Origin of the sequence: Wolbachia endosymbiont of Nasonia vitripennis (assembly GCF_048054115.1) — a bacterium.
Taxonomy (GTDB): domain Bacteria; phylum Pseudomonadota; class Alphaproteobacteria; order Rickettsiales; family Anaplasmataceae; genus Wolbachia.
The window spans coordinates 1-2,671 of record NZ_JAFEVF010000033.1; the positions used below are offsets into that span (position 1 = coordinate 1).

Consider the following 2,671-nt stretch of genomic DNA (forward strand, 5'->3'; position numbering starts at 1 on the left):
CTGTCAGTTAATTCATGCCTGTCAGATCAAGTCTAAACTATTACAGACATAATAATCCTCCTTTTTGATAGATTGTTTTGAATTTTTGAAAGAAGATCCCAGACTGGGATGAAATTGGGATCTACTGTATAGTAGTGTCATGCAACTGGTATCCAGGAAAAAAAGGATGTCATCCGAGTAGCCCTTTTCCTGTCATCCGAGTAGCTGACACTGGTTTCTTACCAACAAAAAACTTAGCATAACTTGCGTGCTCAAAAAATTCCTAGATTCCAGTACTGGAATGACACCCCTTTAGAAGTTCAATGACCCTTCTGGATAAAAACTATTGTCAAGCACTGGAATGACATGGTTCGAATTGTGTCACTTGCATGGTGTCATCCCAGACTGTGTAGCAATGCTACTTATGGCTGGTGTATTATTCTCTTGAGAAAAAACATCACTCAATGAAGAGCTCACTGACAAGCTTCTACTAGATAAGCTTCTAGATGAGCCAGATGACAGCCTTGTACCCTCGTTTTTAGTTTTACTGTTACGATGTTTCTTATCTGGCTCATCTTTTATGTTATGTTCCTTCTTGAAATTTTTACATAAAGTGGAAAAAGGAGTACTTTTGCCTTTACTTTTCATTTTTTCCCTCTCCTTTTCTATATACTTGGCCAAACCAATCAGATTTGCTGGTGAAAAACCATTAGTACTATTTACAATAGTTTCAATATTTACATGGCTTAATTCTTTTAGATATTCTTTTAGTATCCCCCTACGTATACTTTCTTTCTCTAGCCCAGGAATCTCAATTTTTCTCAAGCGCTCATGCCTAACTAGTGTTTCATCTAAATCATTCGCACAATTAGTTGTGGCAATTACTATATTTTCTTCAAGAAAGGTTTTATTCAATTTATCGAGTAAATGAGTTAAAGATTCTACATTCTTGTTCTTACCACTCTTGCGATCTAGACCAATGCCGTCAATCTCTTCCATAATAATTATACAAGGAGTGTTTTTTCTTGCCCTCTCAAAAACTTGATCTATATTCGATATATTACATAAGGAAGATGCAGAAATACGTATAACAGCAAATTGAGATTTAATTTCATTCGCAATCGCTTCACAAATACTACTCTTACCAGTCCCTCCTTTACCATTTAAGAGATATCCTCCGCTTTTTGATTTACAAATCTCTCTCAAATTTTCTTTTATGTCACTTGGTAATATAATATCACTAAATGTTGTATTCCATCCTCTTTCTTCACCTTTTGCATAAAATGCTATATTCAACTTTACTTCTACTTCATTTTTTGTTGCAGGACTATTAATTAACCTTGCAGAAAGATCACTAACCTCTTTTTTTAACCCATTCACTTCATCTTTCGTTACAAAATTCTCTGAAATTCTATGAACTTTTTCTTCTAGACCACTAAACCCGTATTTATTTTCTTTATCCTTTCCATCTTCTAATTCTTCTTTAATTGGAGTTAGCTTATTTTCTTCTTTCCTTAACCCTTTATTCGGCTCTTCGACTTCAGCTTTCGAGTTTTCTTGAGATTTTTTACTTTGTTTAATCATTTTATATGAAAACACAATTACTACTGCAGAAAGCGCAAATAAAATAAAAATAACAGGGGGAGCTATATTTAAAGCTGCAACTGAAGATAAAAATGCAACGTAAGGAGCTACAGCAAAAACTCCAGATGTAATTAATGTAAGGGAAGCAATAGCACCAGCTATAAAAAAAGTTATATTAGCTCTATTAGACATATTTTAGCTTATAAACAGTTAATTTATAAATAATACATTTAAAGAGTACAAGCTTTTCATAGTAAAGCAAGACTAACTAAAGAGATAACTCAAGGTGTCCTTAATCAATCTATAATCGAGGTATTATGCAGTATTAAGATATAAGATGGTATGTTGTATTTTTAATTCAGTGTTCTTTTTCTTTCATTCCAGGGTACTGGAATGATAGATGCTATGATAAGAAATTCAATAACTTAAAGTAGGTAATTAAAGCCTCTAATTAAGATCTAAATCTATAGTTATTATAAGCAACACTAAAGAAGTGCGGAAGTAAAAATTTACGAAAGAGCATTATGTATACATATGCTTTGTAGATCTACACTTTGCCACCCTTCTGTTAAGCTTTGCCTCCCTTCCATTACGTTTTGTCGCTCTTTTATTTCTTTTATTTCGTTATCGAATTTTGACATTAGATATTTAGCATAACCAGATGTTAATGCTGTTGATGCAGATACAGCTATTGCTGCCGTAACAGATGTTAATGTAATTTCCATTGTCTCGGTTATAAAAAGCGTCGATGTTACAAAATTCCCTAACATGGCAACTAAGCCACCAACAACTACACTACCTTGAACTACTTTATTTTTTAAAAACCCTTTTATACTCTCTACCATATCTTCTTGGTGATTTATAATGGCATAATACAAAGGAGTTTTCTGCAAACTATCTTTTTCATAAACATCTGCACCTCTGTCTAGTAGAGCATCTACTATCTCTAAATAGCCATTTTTAGCAGCATAATGCAAAGGAGTACTACCATTTCTATCTTTTACATGAACACTTGCGCCTTCAGCTAACAGAGCATCTACTACCTCTACATGGTGACTTAAAGTAGCATAATGCAAAGGAGTACTACCACTTCTGTCTTTTACATTAA

Annotated in this window: 2 protein-coding genes; both read right to left on the reverse strand. The window is 33.4% G+C overall.

Going from position 1 to position 2,671, the window contains the following annotated elements:
* Positions 1 to 360: 360 nt before the first annotated feature.
* Positions 361 to 1,755, reverse strand: coding sequence for an AAA family ATPase (locus tag JR053_RS04425; RefSeq protein ID WP_416603676.1), 1,395 nt, complete (start codon positions 1,753 to 1,755; stop codon positions 361 to 363).
* Positions 1,756 to 2,072: 317 nt separating this feature from the next.
* The coding region (locus JR053_RS04430; RefSeq protein ID WP_416603678.1) for an ankyrin repeat domain-containing protein at positions 2,073 to 2,671 on the reverse strand (599 nt) is incomplete at its 5' end.

What these genes read in the sequence shown, in the direction of transcription:
- JR053_RS04425 (WP_416603676.1), bottom strand. Translation starts at nt 1,755, where the DNA reads ATGTCTAATAGAGCTAATATAACTTTTTTTATAGCTGGTGCTATTGCT.